This window comes from Hahella sp. CR1, assembly GCF_029813005.1.
Taxonomy (GTDB): domain Bacteria; phylum Pseudomonadota; class Gammaproteobacteria; order Pseudomonadales; family Oleiphilaceae; genus Hahella.
Map to the genome: position 1 here is coordinate 370534 of NZ_JAPELK010000002.1, position 18492 is coordinate 389025.

The 18492-nt window shown below is 53.6% G+C and carries 15 protein-coding genes and 4 tRNA genes; 8 read left to right on the forward strand and 11 right to left on the reverse strand.

The annotated features are described in order from the left end of the window. Positions 1-6: 6 nt before the first annotated feature. The 3 genes from ONV78_RS07200 to ONV78_RS07210 form a co-directional block, all read right to left on the reverse strand. The gene (locus tag ONV78_RS07200) at positions 7-948 is read right to left on the reverse strand and encodes a pyridoxal-phosphate dependent enzyme (protein ID WP_279502206.1); all 942 of its coding nucleotides are present in this window, start codon (positions 946-948) and stop codon (positions 7-9) included. A 3-nt stretch (positions 949-951) separates the two neighbouring features. After that, on the reverse strand, positions 952-2268 hold the full coding sequence (locus ONV78_RS07205; RefSeq protein WP_279502207.1) for a DNA repair ATPase: 1317 nt from the start codon (positions 2266-2268) through the stop codon (positions 952-954). A 367-nt stretch (positions 2269-2635) separates the two neighbouring features. Further along, positions 2636-4684, reverse strand: coding sequence for an NADPH-dependent 2,4-dienoyl-CoA reductase (locus ONV78_RS07210; RefSeq protein WP_279502210.1), 2049 nt, complete (start codon positions 4682-4684; stop codon positions 2636-2638). Between the two features lie 204 nt (positions 4685-4888). Between ONV78_RS07210 and ONV78_RS07215 the strand changes: the two genes are divergently transcribed. After that, positions 4889-5944 (forward strand): AraC family transcriptional regulator, encoded by a 1056-nt coding sequence (locus tag ONV78_RS07215; RefSeq protein WP_279502211.1) that lies wholly within the window; start codon positions 4889-4891, stop codon positions 5942-5944. A gap of 261 nt (positions 5945-6205) precedes the next feature. Here the strand turns inward: ONV78_RS07215 and ONV78_RS07220 are convergent. The 7 genes from ONV78_RS07220 to ONV78_RS07250 form a co-directional block, all read right to left on the reverse strand. Then, positions 6206-6282, reverse strand: a tRNA-Asp gene (locus tag ONV78_RS07220). Between the two features lie 24 nt (positions 6283-6306). Then, a tRNA-Val gene (locus ONV78_RS07225) sits at positions 6307-6382 on the reverse strand. 36 nt (positions 6383-6418) lie between these two features. Then, positions 6419-6495, reverse strand: a tRNA-Asp gene (locus ONV78_RS07230). A gap of 20 nt (positions 6496-6515) precedes the next feature. Beyond that, positions 6516-6591 (reverse strand) — tRNA-Val (locus tag ONV78_RS07235). Positions 6592-6812: 221 nt separating this feature from the next. After that, entirely contained in the window at positions 6813-7193 is a 381-nt protein-coding gene (gloA, locus tag ONV78_RS07240) for a lactoylglutathione lyase (protein ID WP_279502212.1), read from the reverse strand. Between the two features lie 79 nt (positions 7194-7272). Then, positions 7273-7608, reverse strand: a complete 336-nt coding sequence (locus ONV78_RS07245; RefSeq protein ID WP_279502213.1) for a hypothetical protein — start codon at positions 7606-7608, stop codon at positions 7273-7275. Between the two features lie 229 nt (positions 7609-7837). Beyond that, entirely contained in the window at positions 7838-8689 is an 852-nt protein-coding gene (locus tag ONV78_RS07250; RefSeq protein ID WP_279502215.1) for a DUF2846 domain-containing protein, read from the reverse strand. Positions 8690-9067: 378 nt separating this feature from the next. Between ONV78_RS07250 and ONV78_RS07255 the strand changes: the two genes are divergently transcribed. Then, a complete protein-coding gene (locus ONV78_RS07255; RefSeq protein WP_279502217.1) occupies positions 9068-9622 on the forward strand; it encodes a hypothetical protein in 555 nt (184 codons plus the stop codon). Positions 9623-9695: 73 nt separating this feature from the next. On the opposite strand, the gene ONV78_RS07260 is transcribed toward ONV78_RS07255, so the two are convergent. After that, positions 9696-10592, reverse strand: coding sequence for a hypothetical protein (locus tag ONV78_RS07260; RefSeq protein ID WP_279502218.1), 897 nt, complete (start codon positions 10590-10592; stop codon positions 9696-9698). A gap of 374 nt (positions 10593-10966) precedes the next feature. Between ONV78_RS07260 and purE the strand changes: the two genes are divergently transcribed. The 6 genes from purE to ONV78_RS07290 all read left to right on the forward strand — a co-directional run bounded on the left by purE (position 10967) and on the right by ONV78_RS07290 (position 18461). Beyond that, complete coding sequence (gene purE, locus ONV78_RS07265; protein WP_127969585.1) at positions 10967-11458, forward strand: 5-(carboxyamino)imidazole ribonucleotide mutase; 492 nt, start codon at positions 10967-10969, stop codon at positions 11456-11458. Then, the gene (locus tag ONV78_RS07270; protein ID WP_279502221.1) at positions 11455-12582 is read left to right on the forward strand and encodes a 5-(carboxyamino)imidazole ribonucleotide synthase; all 1128 of its coding nucleotides are present in this window, start codon (positions 11455-11457) and stop codon (positions 12580-12582) included. Before purE ends, ONV78_RS07270 begins: the two co-directional genes overlap by 4 nt. A 358-nt stretch (positions 12583-12940) precedes the next feature. Continuing rightward, complete coding sequence (gene sodB, locus ONV78_RS07275; protein WP_127969583.1) at positions 12941-13525, forward strand: superoxide dismutase [Fe]; 585 nt, start codon at positions 12941-12943, stop codon at positions 13523-13525. A gap of 226 nt (positions 13526-13751) precedes the next feature. After that, positions 13752-15812, forward strand: coding sequence for a GGDEF domain-containing phosphodiesterase (locus ONV78_RS07280; RefSeq protein ID WP_279502223.1), 2061 nt, complete (start codon positions 13752-13754; stop codon positions 15810-15812). Between the two features lie 98 nt (positions 15813-15910). Then, complete coding sequence (locus tag ONV78_RS07285; protein ID WP_279502225.1) at positions 15911-16504, forward strand: LemA family protein; 594 nt, start codon at positions 15911-15913, stop codon at positions 16502-16504. 13 nt (positions 16505-16517) lie between these two features. Then, entirely contained in the window at positions 16518-18461 is a 1944-nt protein-coding gene (locus ONV78_RS07290; RefSeq protein WP_279502226.1) for a M48 family metallopeptidase, read from the forward strand. Positions 18462-18492: the final 31 nt, after the last annotated feature.

Here is an 18492-nt window from a genome sequence, read left to right on the forward strand (position 1 = left end):
AAGAACTCAAGGCTGCTCAACAAAACCCCGCGCGCCCTGCATACCGCCAGTGTGCACAAGCACAACGTCTGAGCCTCTGGGAGCCTCGCCCCGGCGCAACCAATCCAGCGCCGCATACGCCATTTTCCCCGTGTAGACAGGCTCTAACCCAACGCCTGTGTGATCGAAAAATGCCTGAATGAAGGTCATCAACTCGGGACTGGTCTTGGCGTAGCCGCCAAACTCATAACCTTGCACAAAGCGAAAGGGAGTTCTTGGCTGCTGGTTATTCAAAGCCAGCAACTCATTGATCTTAACTGCAATAGAGTCCCCGGCGCGCAACACGGGCACGCCGACCAATTCATGATGCGAGTCAGCGGCGACAAACCCCGCCATCGTACCGCCGGTGCCGCAAGGCAAGAATATAGACACCGGAGTCGAGGAAAAATGGGAATAGATTTGCTGCGCCCACTCAGATACTCCCTTCAACGCCAGCGCATTGCTACCGCCCTCGGGGATAACCATCAGCTTTTGCGTAGCGATTAGCTCTGACAGCCTCCAGCCCTCAATGCTTTCATCCACCCAGGCAGAGTCATCTTTGCGGCGATACGCCTCATTGCTGACGAACAGCAAACGCATCCCCCACTTTTGAGCATCCTGCAGAGTTGGCGTCAGCTCACGCCGCCAGGCGCCGCGCACAACGCCAAAGGTGGGTATATTCAGCATACGGCCCGCCGCAGCGAGCGCATGCAGGTGATTGGAATAGGCGCCGCCGAAGCTCAGCAATCCCGACGCCTGGCTTCGCTCCGCTTCCAGCAGGCTGTATTTGAGCTTGAACCACTTGTTGCCGGATACAGACTCATGAACCAAATCACCCCGCGCCATCCACAAACGAACGCCAGCGCGCTCAGCCACAGGGTGACTGAGCGGTTGAATGACGCAATCAGGTTGATACAGCAGAGGGGACACGAACTATTCTTGATGCTTCTCGCAACGGTTGCTTTCGCCTGCAACAAACTCAGCGGGCACGGTCACGCGAGGGACGCTCTCGCCACACAATCCTTTGCCAGGAATTTCGTGTTCGCACACCGCGTTTTCGTAATGGTCCAGCCACTCTTTGTAGTGCCGCTCCGTTACAAAACAACGCTCCGCCGCATAGGAGACAGGATTCTGTATGTAGCGCAAAACATCTTTCGCCGGGATGGTGATATGCCCTGCGCCAGGGTGATACACCACAAACACCACATCCAGTTCGGACAGCTTATTGAGAATATCTCCGCCGCCATCCTCAGACTCATCCTTCAGGGTTTGAATCTCCTGACGCAGCTGCTCCTCACGCTCATCGCGATAAACCAGCTCCGCCTCGCGACGCTGTAATTGCTCTTTGACAATCGTCAGTTCGCTTTCCAGGCGCTGGCGCAGACGTTCCGCCTCCTCGCCTCCGTCTCCTTTACTGAGTTCTTTCTCCAGCATGGATTGACGCTTTTTGAACTGAACCATTTCCTCTTGCAGAGACAGGTATTGATCGCTGCGCTTCTGCAGTTTGATTTTGGTCTGATCGTACAGCACCTTGGTGTGCTGGAGGCTTTGCTCCATATCCTGCACTTTGGTCTTCAGCGCCTGCATCTCCAACCGGTGCTGCCGGTTGAGCTCTTCAATTTCCGCTTCGTGCTGGCTATTCAACGTCTTGATGCGCAGGCGCTGCGCTTTCAGCAAGCGCGCCAGTTTCGTACGATGAATACGCTCCTGCTCTTCCAGCGCAGACGCGGACGCCGCCGGTTGCGGCGCAGCCTGAGTGGGAGTCAGGACAGGAATATCCTCTTCCTCCTCAACCACTTCACCAACTACTTCAAAGCCCAGGCGGTTTTCCTGCAGGGATTTTTTAATCACCTGAAAGTCATTGCCGCCCGGCTTCATGTCCGGGTCCCACAAATCCCGCTGATGCCAGGAGATAGCGCATTGACTGCGACACGCGAGCCTTATAGGACCTGCGCCGAGATCAGGGCCGGAGCCGGAAATTTTCGCCAACCGCTTCAGCGGGACGTTCCACTCCGAATCCGCGATGCCTTCCTCGTCGAAATAGACCGTAAAAAATACCAGCGCTCGAGGCACCAGCTGTTTGTTCAGCTCTGCATAAACAGCCGTTATTTCCGTATCAGCCAGATCATTCAGAGCAACCACGCCGTCCAATATGGCCTCAAATTCCGAATAGCGCATTTGCCGCGCTACATACTGATCCTCCAAGAAGAGAACCGCTTCGTAAATATCATCTTTTTGAGGTTTGGGCATGCCAATGTCCTAGATAATAAGCCCTTCTTTCTTTGCTTGTTGTTTAAGCTGCGTTGTCCAGAAGCCCATTGTCGATGTTGTTATTTTTTGTAAGCGCACCAAAATAACAGAAAATTGTTTCGTTAGCGCTTACCAAGCGTTTAAACACCGATATTTTTTCGCCCCCGGGCCATTTAAAACGGCTCCGGCGCATACGTTGATTATTAATGAAGCTGTTGAAAACTTAGCACGCAACCTTGGAAATGTCAGTTGGGCAGGTCGCGCTCAGTTGGGGAAAGGGCGCACAAATCAGGCCAATCGACCTGGTTTGCACAAAAAATGAAAGGTTGAAATGGACTCAGCTTTCACTGAGTCCAGAGAGGAGAGATCAGATTTCAGCGGCCAGTCGGCTGCCCTGATTTATCGCGCGCTTAGCATCCAACTCCGCCGCCACATCGGCGCCGCCAATCAGATGCACCGACACGCCCGCCGCTTCAAGCGGCTGCTGCAGCTCACGCAAGGGGTCCTGACCTGCGCAAATAATCACATTGTCCACCGGCAACAACTTGGCCTCGCCGTTAACATTCACATGGAAGCCGTCATCATCAATTTTGACGTACTCGCAACCGGCGACCATCCGCACCTGCTTGTTCTTCAGTGAAGCGCGATGGATCCAGCCCGTCGTCTTGCCAAGATTTTTGCCCGGCTTGGAGGTTTTCCGCTGCAACAGATAGACCTCTCTGGGAGACGGTTCGATATGCGCCGCAACGCCCCGAACGCCACCACGATGCTCTACACCCAGGTCCACACCCCACTCTTTCATGAACGCAGAAACGTCCAGGCTGGGCGACTTGCCTTCATGGGTAATAAACTCACTGACGTCAAACCCGATACCGCCAGCGCCGACAACGGCAACCCTTTTCCCTATCGGCTTACGTCCTAACAGCGCATCCAGATATCCCATCACTTTTGGATGATCGACCCCTTCTATCTCAGGTATGCGAGGGGCGACACCGGTAGCGAGAATCACCTCGTCGTAACCGCCAGCCTTCAAGTCTTCAGCGCTCACACGGGTATTCAGGCGCACATCGACATTATGCTTTTTCAGCATACGGTCGAAATAACGCAAGGTTTCATAAAACTCTTCTTTACCCGGAATCAGTTTGGCGACATTGAACTGGCCACCGATCTTATCCGCGCCGTCAAACAGCGTTACATCATGACCTCTCTCCGCCGCCACCGTAGCGAAAGCCAGACCAGCAGGTCCGGCGCCGACAACCGCCAATTTTTTCTTCGCACCGGTTTTCACGTAGACCAACTCGGTCTCATGACAGGCGCGAGGATTCACCAGACAGGAAGTCAGCTTCATCTGGAAGGTGTGATCAAGGCAGGCCTGGTTACAGGCGATACAAGTATTGATTTCATCCGCCCGATCTTCTGACGCCTTCACGACAAAATCTGCGTCCGCTAGGAAAGGACGAGCCATGGAGATCATGTCCGCATCGCCATCCGCCAGCACTTTTTCCGCCACATCCGGCATGTTGATGCGGTTAGTGGTCACCAGCGGAATATTGACGTCTTTCTTCAGTTTCGCGGTTACTTTGGTGAACGCCGCGCGTGGCACCATTGTCGCGATCGTGGGAACGCGCGCTTCATGCCAGCCGATACCCGTGTTGATGATGGTGGCGCCCGCCTCTTCGATCTTCTTGGCCAGTAACACCACTTCTTCCCAGTTACTGCCGTCGTCAATCAGGTCAAGCATGGAAAGGCGATAAATAATGATGAAGTTCGGCCCGACTCGCTCACGCACGCGACGCACGACCTCTATCGGCATGCGAATCCGGCTCTCGTAGTCGCCGCCCCACTTGTCAGTCCGCTTGTTGGTGTGACTCACGATGAACTGATTGATGAAATAGCCTTCCGACCCCATGATCTCAACGCCATCGTAGCCCGCCTGTTGCGCCAGAGCCGCACAGCTTGCGTAGGCGTCTATCTGTTCATCCACCTCGTCAGTGGACAGTTCGCGCGGCTTGAACATATTGATCGGCGCTTGAATGGCGGAAGGCGCCACCAGCTTGGGATGATAGGCGTAGCGTCCCGCATGCAGAATCTGCATACAGATCTTTCCTCCGGCCTCATGCACGGCTTGAGTGATAATCTTGTGCTTTTCCGCATCCGCGTCGGAGTCCATCTTGGAAGCGCCCTGAGCGACCGCCCCTTCAGGGTTCGGAGCGATACCGCCGGTTACGATGAGCCCTACCCCACCTCTCGCGCGCTCAGCGTAAAACGCCGCCATACGCTGAAAGCCATTCGGAGACTCTTCCAGCCCTGTGTGCATGGAGCCCATTAGAGTACGGTTAGCGAGGGTGGTGAAGCCCAGATCCAAAGGGGCCAACAGATGCGGATACTTACTCGCGCCAGATGAGTTCTGTTGCATGAAACACTCCTGAATATTCACTTTAATGAGCGAAATGCCGGTAACTAAGCGGCTTCCGCCTCGAGTTATACGCAGCAATCAAGGCTACGGGATTTGCCGTATAAATTAGCTCTGTCGCGCAAGACATCCAATATCCTTGGATAACATTTTTTTATCTATAAAATACACCTATCCGTCACTTTTAACCCGCCAGGAGAAAGTCCCATGCAGCTCGGCGACATATCCGTCAATTTCGTAGAACTAATGCGCGAAGCCTGTCAACGACTTAACGTTGATCCAATGCCGGTCCTCAACGAATACGGCGTTACGACAGAGACGCTCGCCTCCCCCAAAGCGCGCATCAGCATATCCCGCTTCATGCGCATTGGGCAGGCCCTGATCAGCACCGCCAACCAGCCCGCACTGGGATTATTCATGGGGCAGGCGCTACGCATTTCCCATATGGGACTTTCCGGTTATGCCGCCATGACCAGCCCAAACCTTGAACGGGCGATCCGGCTATGGATTCACTATGAAAGCCTGAGCAGCGTAAACAAACGCGGGAGCAGCCGGTTTTACCTGATGACAGGAAGCGGCGTCGCCCAGTTTTATTCCATCAGTCCCTATAATGAGTTCAACTATTTCGTGGTGGATTGTCTGCTCAGTGGATGGAGCGCGCTAGCGCACTGGATTACCGGACAGGAGCGCTTACTGAAAGAGGTGGAAATTGAATTTGAAGCGCCGCCTTACGCCCAACATTATCAACAGGCTTTCAATTGTCCCGTTAAGTTCGGTCGCTCTCGTAACGCCTTAATTTTTCGGAAAGAAGCGCTTTCACTTCCTTCTGTTTACGCTAATCCGGCGACACATAGCGAAATTGTCAGTATCTGCAACAGGGAGCTCACCACCTTGGTTGGAGCCACCAGTCTGACCGAACGGGTCAAGCAGATTATCACCCCCATGCTGCAAGGACGCGAAGTGGGCCTCACCGAAACGGCCAGGCAACTCGGTCTATCGGAGTGGACGCTACAAAGACGATTAAAAAAGGAAGGCGTTCAGTTTCAACAAGTTTTGGACGAGACTCGCAAGCAGGTCGCGGAGACTTACCTCAAAGCCACAGACTTAACGATTGGCGAGATAGCATATCTACTGGGCTTTTCTTCACCAGCTGCATTTCATCGGGCGTTTAAGAGGTGGTTTGGCGTCAACCCGAAGCCGTTCAAGGACCAGCACACTTCTGGCCGAACGGACGAAGATACAGCGACAGGCGAAAATGCCTGAGCGAGAAAGAAGAGACTGAATTAAAGCTCTACGGCGTCATCGACGAATTCGTCGTCTTCAAACTCTTCGTAATCAACATCAATGAGATCATCAATATATTCTTGCACGGTTACGGCTCCTTGCTAATGGTTAACGTCCAGGCTATCAAACAGCTATGTCAGAAAAATGACAGAATATATCAGGAAGGAAAATAAATTAGTGATTTAAATCAGAAAATTAAGAGATGAAGTTAAAGCAAGAAGGATATAAGAGGGAAAGAGTTGGCGGAGCGGACGGGACTCGAACCCGCGACCCCCGGCGTGACAGGCCGGTATTCTAACCGACTGAACTACCGCTCCGCGAAAATCCATCTTTGGGGAAGATGGTGGGTGGTGCAGGGTTCGAACCTGCGACCCTCGCCTTGTAAGGGCGATGCTCTCCCAGCTGAGCTAACCACCCAGTTCCAGACGAACTGGCTCTTGACTAAATAGAAAGTGGCGGAGCGGACGGGACTCGAACCCGCGACCCCCGGCGTGACAGGCCGGTATTCTAACCAACTGAACTACCGCTCCACGATCTCTATTTCAGAATTTGGTGGGTGGTGCAGGGATCGAACCTGCGACCCTCGCCTTGTAAGGGCGATGCTCTCCCAGCTGAGCTAACCACCCCCACGCCACTCTGAATCAAGATGCGCTTCCGAACCAACCCCGCGAACCGCTTGGCTGCCCCGTGAAGACGATGCGCATAGTACTGATAGCCCCATGGTGTGTCAAGCGCAATGTTTAAAAAAGTTTTCGCAGTTGCTATTTCGCTGAAAAGTCGATCAAAAGCGCCAAATTAAGGCGCTTATTCTATTGAGAAATAAAAGTCTGTGCAGGCAGAACAAAAGTTAGCGCTGGATCAGCTCAATCATATAACCGTCAGGATCTTTAACGAACGCGATCACTGTGGTTCCGTGCTTCATGGGTCCCGCCTCCCGAACTACCTGCCCGCCTTTTTCACGAATAGCGTCGCAGGCTTGATAGGCGTCCTCCACTTCTATGGCGAGGTGCCCAAACCCGGAGCCCAATTCATATGCAGCGGTATCCCAGTTGTGAGTCAGCTCAATGACGGCGTTTTCCGACTCATCGCCGTAGCCAACAAACGCCAAGGTGAAACGGCCTTCCGGGTAATCTTTACGCCGCAACAGACGCATACCCAGCACTTCAGTGTAAAAACCGATGGAGCGATCCAGGTCGCCGACCCGGATCATCGCATGCAATAGCCTCATGATTTTTCTCCTAACAACAATGTGAAAAATGGGGCTACCTTACCATACCCGGAAGCGTGATGACCTCGCGGGCGCAATCTCAAATATCCTGACGCGAAGCGCCAGCGTCGCTGATTCCATGTCGCGCTGCGCACGACTTTTCCTCCAGACGAGCGGATTCGACATTAGAACGTCGGCATTCGGGAATGGCTTTATCCGCCAGCGATTGATTGATGCCATCAAAGAAATGATGGGCCGAGTCGATACTTTGTCGCACCTTGGGCTCCAGCGCCGCACTGATGCGCGTGGCTCCGGCCAAGCCGCCTTTTCCCGTCTGCAACGCCTTATCGTAGGCTCTGCTATATACATCCTTCACACGGTCCACAAAGCTTTTGGTCTTTTGTACATGGTCTTGAAACATGGTCGTCACGCTCATAGTTCAGTAAGTCCTTTTTCTGTTTCCTGTCCGCCGTTGATTCGCCGCCGCTTACATCCAATATTAACCGGCTGAAATCCTTACCCATATTTCAGAAGCGCGGCGTCGCCGCAGCCTCTGCTTCAATCGAAGCCCTTACAGTAAATGATAGATGTTAAACCCAGATGTCACCCTATAGAACCGGGTGACGGTACAGAATTGAAAATTTAATGTGGTGATCGCCCCGCCTTTAGAAGGGCCACCACCAGGATGGGCCCTCACTTTCCGCCAGCTGCGCCTCGTAAGCGTTTTTACGCTTGTCCAGCTCACGCTGCATACGATCCGTCTTCAGCCGCTTGGTCGGCCCGCCGCCGCACATATACATACACCACCATTTATCGGGGCGGTAATATCCCTGCTCCTTCAACCTTTCAATTTCTTCCTCGCGGGCGACCTCAATTTCTTCCTGCTCCCGCTCAAATGAATACTCTATATTTTCTTTCACAATAGAGGTGGCGGCATGATTAGGCGCCAGCAGATCGCTATTCAGAAAGCGGGTCTCCACGATTTCGTTATAAGCGAAGTCAGCGGCCACCAACTGTAAATCCCCTTCCGCCCAGGGCGAGTCGGTTTCGATTTCCGGATTTGGATCTGGTTTGCTGATTTCGGAATAACGCAGATAGTAAATTTTGCCCGCATCGACACTGAGTACCTGATCCGTCATATCGCTCAGGGTAAATCCGCCTATGCCTTCGAAGCCCAACAGAGGCCTGCGCATAGTGATGCGTCGTTCGCCTGGAGCCACCTGCAGCCAGGTATAGCTGTTGTCGCGAAAGTTGAAATATTGACTGTCATCGACATACACGCTGGGAGACTCGACCTCTTCTGACGCCCAGTCACTGTGAGGTCGGTAAAAATAGATAAGCGCAGAAGACGCACTATCCCACTCCGAGTCGGGAATATGCACGAATTTAGGGCCGCTGACCGGATGCACAAAGGCTCCTACGCTCTTCCCCATGGATTGATAGATCTTACACCCACTCATTGCCACCGCCGTCACCAGCAGTAGGACAAGCGTTCTGAGGCTAGGATATCGCTGCATACTCACTCCCCCGTCTATAAGGGCGTCGCTTTCATGACCATTTCACAAATCATGGCTCTTGTTTATTGAAGCGGAAGGTGTTGCGGGACGACTCCCTTGGGGTCAAACCCTCCAGACGGGAATGATTCTAACAACCGTTTGCTTCGTCAGCTGAGAATTGGAGCAAGAATTCGCTACAACGCGTTACTTTGCACTACATTTCTTTACAGTCATTTTGCCTGCATACAAGCGTCACCTGACGAGCAGGTTGAATTTTCAACAGGGAACGGCGAATGACAACAATTAAGCCGTATTTTGAAACGGCTCCACATTCCCGTTCGGCTGAATTGCTACAATCAGTCACAACCAATTATAAAAAATGCGCAAGGGTCACTACTCATGAACGACTCGGATGTCCTCGCCACCGCGCCTGATCCGCATGCGGATCGCTTGTCCACACTCACTTTGATGGCGCTGCTGCTCGGCGCAGCGTTGAGCGTTTCAGCAGAAGAGCTTCCCTACGAGATGGAATGGAAAGCCTTGGATGAGCCCTCCACTGAAGCCAGCGTGCATATCGAGCTTGATGACGGACAAGCGCTCGATATCACCTTCTCTGAAGCGCAAATTAACTACATACCCATTGCCGATACAGTAGAACGCTCAACTCTGGACTCAATTTCACTCGCTCTACTTCAGAATCCACAGCTATCGAGCATTTTTGTGCCTGGCCTGTTCTCTCCGCCAGCGGCGGGCGGCCCGATTTATGAAGAAGCGCAACGAGCGCGAAATGATGAAAGAGAGGCTGCACTATACGACCCCAACAAATTGGCGACGCTGGAAACATCCGTCGCGGCGGCGCTGCTTTTTCGCCAATACGTGGAAGTAAGAATCGAGCCGCAATTTCAAGCGGTGGATTTTGACGCGACTACGATCGTCAACACGCCGCGGCCGTAAAAGAATAAGTGTAAAGATTGATTCATACGCTGCAGGCGCGCGCCTAAGCTTCACTTAGGCGCAATAGCGAGGGCTATTTCTTGATGGCCTTCAATTGCAGACCAATTTCGTTCATGCGACGATCCAGCTCAACATAGCGTTGCACCAGTTGATTGCGGGTGGCGTCGATAGCGCTGACTTTCTTCTCAAGCTCTTTGAGATTGCCGTCCAGGTTCTGCTCATTCATTTTACCGATCATGCGCTCAAGCTTGGCGATAGCCACGGTTTGCTCAGAGATGGATTTCTCCAGCTTGTCGGAGCTCTGTTTCAGAAGCTGCGCCAACTCAGCCTGCTCCCTCTCCAGGGCTTCATCAGTGCGCCCCATATCATCCGCCAACGCAGAAATCTGCAGCGCCTGGGCTTCCTGAGACTTGCCAAGATTTTCACCGATAACCGTCAGGCCATTTATCTCACCGCTTAACGCTTTAATCCGCTCCTGTGACTGTTTAAAGTCACCCTGCAGGGCTGTCAGCGCTTTTTGGTTATCCTCAATCAACTGTTTATTGCGCTTATTGGATACATCCCACAGCTTGCGGATCTCAGAGTCCAAGGTTTTCAGTTCCCTGGCCATTTCATTTCCGCTTTGCGCCATGGTGGCGTCGGTCTGATTGATTTGACCTTCAAGACGCGCAGTCACAAGCTTACTTTGGGATATATACTGAGTCGCCTGCTGCAGCTGGGTTTGCAGAGACAGAATGGTTTGCTGCTGGGTTTTGACCTGCCAATATCCAATCAGCGCAAAAGTCAGCACCAGAATGAATACAAAGACGATCGCCCATTGTGCGGGACGGGACAGTCTGACATAAGCCTCCACCGGGGCCTCCGCAACCGGCGCAGCCTTTTTGGGCTCAGCAGGTTTCGCCGCAGGCGCTTTATGGCGCTGTGATTGAAATCGATCAACCTCGTCTTTCTCGGGCTTAATTGTCTCCATGTATCCTCGCTAGTGGACTGTATTTATATAGTGTATCGGCAAACGCCCGATTCTGCGCGGTTGCGCCATGGCATTTTAGACAATGCCGAAGTTTCCGTACACGCGCCCTTATCCAGCTTTACCATATTTGCGACAGAACAGGCATGAAGCAACCCGCTATTATTCCGTTTTTCCTGAGCCAGATAAAGGCTCCGCGAACGCAGGATCTCCGCCGCCTGCGGCGAGAGTCGGCAAGGGTCCGCTTTCGTTTGCATCCCATGTACCGACTCACTAAACTATGCGCCTCTTTTTTAAACAGTATGCCTCGACCACCCGCAAATTCGCGCCCCATAGGCGAATTTATCCAATAATGACAGGGTTACTAAGGAGAAATCATGCAGCCTTTAGTTGGCATTATTATGGGCTCCAAATCCGACTGGCCTACCATGGAGCACGCCGCCGAGATGCTCGACAAGCTGGGCGTTCCCTATGAAGTGCAAGTTGTTTCCGCTCACCGTACGCCGGACCTGCTATTTGACTACGCCAAGTCCGCCGAAAGCAGAGGCATCAAGATAATCATCGCCGGAGCTGGCGGCGCCGCCCACCTGCCCGGTATGGCCGCGTCACAAACCTCGTTGCCGGTGCTGGGCGTCCCCGTGCAGTCCAAGACACTGAATGGTCTAGACTCATTATTGTCCATCGTACAAATGCCCGGAGGCGTCCCCGTGGGCACGCTGGCGATCGGTAAAGCCGGCGCCACTAACGCAGGACTGATGGCGGCTCAGATTGTGGGCTTGCAGGACAGCAAAATCATGGACGCCGTCAAAGCGTTCCGCAAACAGCAGACAGACACTGTTCTTAACAACGCTGATCCAAGGCAATCATGAAAAGAATCGGCATTCTCGGAGCCGGCCAACTTGGCCGCATGATGGCGCTGGCGGGTATGCCGCTGGGCTTTGAATTTGCGCTTTACGACACCTCCGGGGCCCCTTCCGCGGGCCTTGGCGCGATTTTCAGCGACCCCGACAACACCCAGTCGGAGCTGGATCGCTTCCTTGATTTCGTCGATGTAGTGACCTACGAGTTTGAGCACTTACCCCTGGATCTGGCGCAGAATATCGCCGATCGTAAGCCGCTCTACCCGGGAGTGGAAGCGCTGCGCGTGTGCCAGAACAGAGAGCACGAAAAAGCGCTGTTTACTCAGTTAGGCATCCCTACTCCCAAATATCGTCTGGTCAACAGCCCAGAGGAATTGGCCGAAGCCGCTCGCGAACTGGGAACTCCGGTCGTGGCGAAATCCATTACGGAAGGTTACGACGGTAAAGGCCAGGCAGTCCTGAAGTCCGTCGATGAGGCGGAAGAGGCCTGGAACAGCATTGGACACCCCCGACTGATTGTCGAGTCCTTCGTCAATTTCTCCCGGGAAATATCCATCATCGCCGCCCGCAGCAGCACAGGTGAAACCGTCACCTACCCTCTGGCGGAAAATATTCATCATGGCGGCATTCTGCGTTACACCATCGCCCCGGCTCCACGCATTAGCGACGATCTGGCGCAGAAAGCGGCTGAGTATATTGAAACGCTGATGGCGCATCTGTCCTATGTGGGCGTCCTGGCTCTGGAGCTGTTTGAAACGCCTGACGGCCTCCTGGCCAATGAGATGGCGCCGCGCGTGCACAACTCCGGTCACTGGTCCATGAATGGAGCGCACACAGGACAGTTTGAGAACCATTTGCGCGCCGTCGCCGGTTTACCTTTGGGCGACACCCAGCCTGTCGGCGTCAGCTGCATGATCAACCTGATTGGTCGTCATGCTGACCGCGAAAGCGTATTGACGCTCAGCGACACGCATCTGCACCTGTATGGAAAAGAAGAGCGCGCCGGTCGCAAACTCGGGCATATCAACATTGTCGCGGAAGACTACAAAGCGTTGATCGCCAAAGTGGAAAAGTGCCTCCCATTCGTGCCGGAGCATACGCCTTTCACTTCCTCGCTGGCTCACTTTGACTAGTGTTTTTCCGGCCCATTTTTATGGGCCGGCGCCCCCAACAAACCACCTGTATTTCTTATAACCAACATCCCCTGGCGCACCCCTAGCTTATTAATTTTATTAATAAGTCTGATAAATAATCTTGAAAAACCCTTGATAGCACTCCATATATGCGGGTGATATCATTCTGCGCGATCTAACAAAAGAATTCTGTCGGTCGCCATCTGGCCGGCATCAATACCCAGGGTGATACTGTGATGACCCTGAGCCTGCAGGCTGAATTTCCGGAGATTCGGAGCTATCTCTTCTTACTCAGTCTGTATACTCTAGAATCAGAGACTTACACGGGATTACACACTTAAAAGACGGAGAAAATCTCATGGCATTTGAACTTCCTGCCCTCCCTTACGAAAAGAATGCGCTAGCGCCGCACATTTCCGAAGAAACTATCGAATACCACTACGGTAAACACCACAAAACTTATGTTGATAAGTTGAACGGTCTGGTTCCCGGAACTGAATACGAAGGGAAGTCTCTGGAAGAGATTATCATGGCTTCCAAGAGCGGCCCCGTTTTCAACAACGCCGCCCAGATCTGGAACCACACTTTCTACTGGCACTGCCTGAGCCCTAACGGCGGCGGCGAGCCTACTGGCGAGCTGGCGGACGCCATCAACAAAACTTTCGGTTCCTTCGAAAGCTTCAAAACCCAATTCACTGACAAAGCCGTTAACAACTTCGGTTCCGCTTGGACCTGGTTGGTTAAAAACGCTGACGGCTCACTGGAAATCTTCAACACCAGCAACGCAGGCACGCCAATGACTGACGGCAAAACCGCACTGCTGACCGTTGACGTTTGGGAACACGCTTACTACATCGATTACAGAAACGTTCGTCCTAACTACATGAATGCGTTCTGGAATCTGGTGAACTGGGATTTCGTCGCCAAAAACCTGGCCGCTTAATCCGTTCCAACGTCGGGGCCCAGCGCCCCGACGTGATTCATGCCCTGACAGATCCTGTTCTCCCTCGCCTCATTTCTCCCTCCTCACACCCAATTTCTCTCCACCATTCCCTCTGCACCCGCGCGCCTAAGCTGTTACTTTGTCCCGTATATAACTACACTTTCCATAGCAGGGGATAATAAGATTGACACAAACACCACCGCCGGCGTCGAAGCAATCAATCAGCATGGTTCAAGAAAAGCAAAACGCTCCAGTAAAATGGCGACATAGCCTGTCCGCCAAATTAATGAACTGGGTGTTGTTTACCGCTTTGGCGGTAGGCGTTTTACTCAGCATTGGTCAGATTATTTTTGAATCCATGCGCGCCGTGGAGGAAATGGACAACGAGGCCAGACAAACCCTGGCCATTGTGCGCGACCCCGCCACCCAGGCGGTTTACAGCATCGACCCCGACTTGGCGCAACAGGTTCTGGAAGGCCTGTTCGAAAAACCGTCTATTCGCTACGCAGCTATCGCTCACCCCAATCAGACGATTCTGGCTGAACTCTCCAAACCCCTGCAGGAAACCCAGAGTCGCTGGATGACCGACGCTATCTTCGGCAAAGAGCGCGAGTACGCCATTTCTTTATTCCGCCCAACGCCGCAACCGACTTACTACGGCGAGCTGAAGATCGTCGTCGATACCGCACCCAAATCAGCGCTGTTTTTGGAGCGCTCCATACTGATTTTTATGACTGGCCTGCTGCGCGCCCTGCTCTTGGCGTTCGTCCTGCATCTGGTCTACCACTTCTTGTTAACGGCGCCACTCAAGGCCATTATCAACTCCTTACTGCGCATCAACCCCGCTGAGCCCGGGTTACAATCGCTTCCGGTGCCCCGTCAACATGAAAAAGACGAACTGGGCAGTTGGGTGCGCGCCGCCAACAGCCTTTTGCAGTCCATCGAGGAGCACCAGCAGAAGCGTCAGGCGGCGGAAGCACGGATCATTAAACTATCCCAGTACGACTCCCTCACCGGCCTGCCAACCCGCTCTCTGTTCAGTAATTACATCGCCGCGGCGGTGGACGACTCTGAGGCGCTGAACCAGAAGTTTGCGGTTTTTTGCGTCGGCATTGACGACTTCAAGTCGATCAATGAGCAACTCGGCTATAGTCAGGGAGACAAGCTGCTACAGGCCTTCGCTGAGAGGCTGCTTTCACAGCGGGACGGCGTACACACAGTCTGCCGACTTGGCGGCGATCAGTTCGCCTTGATCCTGTTTAATGTCAGCAGCAGTTACCGGGTGGCGGCTTTCGCTGAGTCACTGCTGCGGGAAATCAGTCGCCCGTTTGAGATTGAGGATCAACTGACTCCCGTATCCTGCACCATCGGCATCGCCATTTACCCAGATGACGCCCGCGATGCAGAGAAAATCCTGCAAAAGGCTGAGCAAACTATGATGCTGGCCAAGTCGGTCGCCAATAATCACTTTCAGTTCTACGTCGCCAGTCTCGACAGCGAAATCCGCGAACGTAAAAAGCTGGAAAAGGATCTCTCCAAGGCCATACAAAACAACGAGCTGTTTTTGGTCTACCAGCCGCAAATGGATCTGAATTCGAAGCAGGTTGTGGGCTGTGAGGCGCTGCTGCGCTGGCGTCATCCTGAACGCGGCCTGGTGCCCCCAGACGTATTCATCCCCATTGCAGAGGCCAATGAGACCATTCTTGAAATTGGAGACTGGGTGCTGCACGAGGCCTGCGCCCAGGTTAACCAGTGGCGCAACCAAGGCTTTAATATCAAAGTGGCGATCAACCTGTCCGCCAACCAGCTCAGACAGAAAGAGTTCGCGCCACATGTCCTGAAGATCATCGAAAGCCGCCAGATCCCCACCTCGCTCATCGAGCTGGAGGTCACGGAAACCAGCTTCATGGAGAACCTGAATCAGGCCATCACTTCCCTGCGCCACCTGAGCGAATTTGGCATTCAGTGCGCCGTGGATGATTTCGGCACTGGCTATTCATCGCTCAGTTACCTGAAGCAGTTACCTATCCGCAAGATCAAAATCGACAAACAGTTTGTTCGCGACCTGATGAAAGACGAAGACGACACCCAAATCGTGCACGCCATCATCCAGCTGGGCAAAAGCCTGCGCCTGGATGTCATCGCAGAAGGCGTGGAAACGCCACGGCAGGAGCGTTTCCTGAAGCATGACGGCTGCACGCTGGCGCAGGGCTACTATTACAGCAAGCCGGTGCCGCCGGAAGAGTTCATTGAGTTCATGAAAGTCAGTCACGCGCCGCAGACCTGATCACCAACTCATCGCACCTGACGCCGCGCGTACGGGTGGAACTTATGTAACGCCCTCATTTAACATGCGGGAAAACATTCTTTTACGGGAGTCTATCAATGAGCATTTCCGCGATTATCGGCATTGTCGTCATCATCGCCGTCGCCTTCTATCTGATATCCATCTACAACAAACTCGTGTCTCTGAAGAATCGCTTCAAAAACGCTTTCGCTCAAATAGACGTACAGTTGCAGCGCCGACATGACCTGATTCCCAACTTGGTGGAGACCGCCAAGGCGTTCATGAAACATGAACAGGACACATTGGAGAAAGTCATGCAGGCGCGTAACCAGGCGATCAATGCGCAACAGGCGGCGGCGCAACGGCCCGAAGAAGGAGACCGCATCAAACAGCTGTCTCAGGCCGAGGGCATGCTGAACCGCGCTTTGGCGAACTTCTACGCCGTGTCTGAAAACTATCCGGACATTAAGGCGAATCAAACCATGCAACAGTTAATGGAAGAGCTCACCAGCACAGAAAATAAAGTTGGCTTCGCCCGTCAAGCTTACAATGATGCCGTAATGACCTATCACACCTATCGGGAACAGTTCCCCAGCAATCTTATCGCCAGCTTTTTCGGCTTCAAAGAAACCGAGATGTTTGAGGTTGAGTCCGCCGAGGCTCGTCAGGCTGTCAAAGTCAGCTTTAACTAGCTCCTGACAAGTCATGGATTTTTTCGCCAAGCAAGAGCGCGCGCGCAAGCTCTCCGGTCTACTCCTGCTCCATTTCGCCGCCGCTCTGATCGGCATAGCGCTCGCCATTAATATCGCCGGGTTCATCGCTTACCACCAGTTCGTGGACGCGCGCATGACCCCAAACATCTGGCTGGCTGGCCCTGCCTGGTGGGTTGCGCTGGCGGTCATCGCTATTGTCGCAGTGGGCGCAGGCAAACGTTTTTTGCAGTTGAGCCGCGGCGGACGCTCCGTTGCGCAAATGGTCGGCGCACGCCAGATCAACGCGACAATTCAAAACACGAATGAGCGCCGTCTGGTCAATGTTGTGGAGGAAATGAGCATCGCTTCCGGCGTGCCCATCCCCAGCATTTACATTATGGACAAGGAAGCAGCCATCAACGCCTTTGTGGCGGGCTACACGCTTGAAGACATGTCTCTGGTCGTCACCGCCGGTACGCTTAACTCACTTAGCCGGGATGAACTACAAGGCGTCATTGGCCATGAATTCAGCCACATTCTGAACGCTGACACCCGCTTGAACGTGCAGATTATCGCCGTTCTCGCGGGCATCCTTCTGATCGGCTCCACCGGAGCCTTTCTGCTGCGAATGTCCAGCAGAAGCGGCGGTAGGCGCTCACGCGACGCACGTGGGGTGATCATTGTCGTAGCGGCGGGATTCACTCTGTTCGTATTGGGTTATATTGGTCTGTTTTTTGGCCGCTTAATTCAAGCTGCGCTTTCCCGCCAACGGGAATATCTGGCGGACGCGTCGTCGGTGCAGTTTACCCGCAACCCAGAAGGTATCGCTGGCGCCCTCTTCAAGATCAGGGAAAGTCAGACACACTCCTACCTGGGACATACGTCCAGCGCCCAAGAGATCAACCATATGTGTTTTGGCGAAAGTCTGAAACTGAGCGCCTGGTTCGCTTCCCATCCGCCGCTGGACGAGCGCATTCGCGCCGTGGACCCGCTTTTTCTGACCAAGCAGCGCGCGCGCCGCAACCAAGGTCAAGCGCAACAAACTGCAGCAACAACCTCAAGCGCTCCACCGGCCACATCAGGATTCGCTCCAGAAAGCGCGCCGCCCTCCACGGAGCAAATCAAAAGCGCAGGCATCGCCAGACAAGTTGGACGTCATACCCAGGCGACGCAAGACTGGAGCCAGCGAACGCTACAACGGTTGCAGACCACCTTTGGCGACGCCCTGCATACGCCAAGCCAGGCGGAAAGCATGATCTATGCTCTACTGCTGCTGGAGTCGCCAGTCAGATTGCCCGTGGGCGATACTATCCTGCACTCATCGGGAATCCCGATAAAGAGCACGCCAGATTTCGACAGTCTTGAACGCAAGATCACGACATTACCGGCCAATCACCGTTTACCGCTTTTAGAAGTCTGTCTTGGCGCGCTGAAAGGAGGCGACATCGCCGCTCGCTCTCACGTCGTCGCTACGGCGCAGCAAATCATCGCCCTGGACGAACGCACGACACTTTCGGAATTCGCCATACTCGCCCTATTACGCACGCAGCTCGATGAGAACTTCGCTCCTCAACGAGACACGCTGACTCGCTACGAACAGGCCAGCGATGAGATTGCACTGATGCTTTCCGCTTTTGCTCGTCTGGGCGTCGCAGCTTCAGGCGCAAGCCCAGAGACCAATCCCAGTCAGTTTTTCAAACAAGTGATGTCGCAGAACTTCCCTCACCTGCAAGCAACCTTTCACTCCAGACTTGCTTCCGATCAGCTTGCGGATGCGCTCAACAGATTGTCACAACTGTCAGCGTTGCTTAAACCCGCTGTGGTCGAGGCTTTCGCACAATGCGTCAGTTACGATGGCTATGTCAGCTTAAAGGAATATGAGTTGCTGCGCGCCGCAACGGCGGTGATGGGGTGTCCGATGCCGCCCCTGGAGCCCAGCGACGAGGTTGATAATTAGAAAAAAGAGGAAAAGGAAGGAATCAGGCGCA